At 52.2% G+C, this 460-nt stretch carries 1 protein-coding gene and 1 pseudogene; both read right to left on the bottom strand.

Annotation, left to right across the window (positions count from 1 at the left end):
- Positions 1-158: pseudogene (locus ACTHUF_RS11195) on the bottom strand (class 1 fructose-bisphosphatase); the annotation flags it as partial.
- Between the two features lie 67 nt (positions 159-225).
- Positions 226-460: hypothetical protein (locus tag ACTHUF_RS11200; protein ID WP_440407734.1), on the bottom strand; the 235-nt coding region annotated here is incomplete at its 5' end.

Genomic DNA, 460 nt, shown 5'->3' on the forward strand with positions numbered 1-460 from the left:
GTACCGGCCATGCCTAAAACGCCGGCAAGCGCGCCGAGGCGGACTTTGGCGTTGATGTCCAACCAGGCGGTGGCTACGGATTCCAGTACGCCGGCCAGCTCTTGCGGCCGTTTGTGTTCGGGCCGGTGTTGGGCTAAGAATTGGTTCAATGTCTTCATGGTTTCACTCTTTTCCTAAGTTTGAATCGGGTATTTTTCACTTTCAGGCCGTCTGAAAACGGCGTGTTCATTTGGTTTTGCTCTCGGCCATGCCTAAAACTTCTTTAGTGCAGGCGATGCTGGCGTCATTGATGCGTTTTTTCAGCTCGTCACTCCTGGTGTTGCTGCCGCCCAAAAGTGAGGTCGCTTCTTCGGGGCTGATTTTATCAACTGTTTTTTCACCGATACAGCGGCAGATTTTTTCAGTGGTCGCGGAATCAAACGGGCTTTTCCATGCGGCTTTTTCTACGCAGGCTTCGGTT

Origin of the sequence: Neisseria sp. P0024.S006, assembly GCF_051956595.1 — a bacterium.
GTDB lineage: Bacteria > Pseudomonadota > Gammaproteobacteria > Burkholderiales > Neisseriaceae > Neisseria.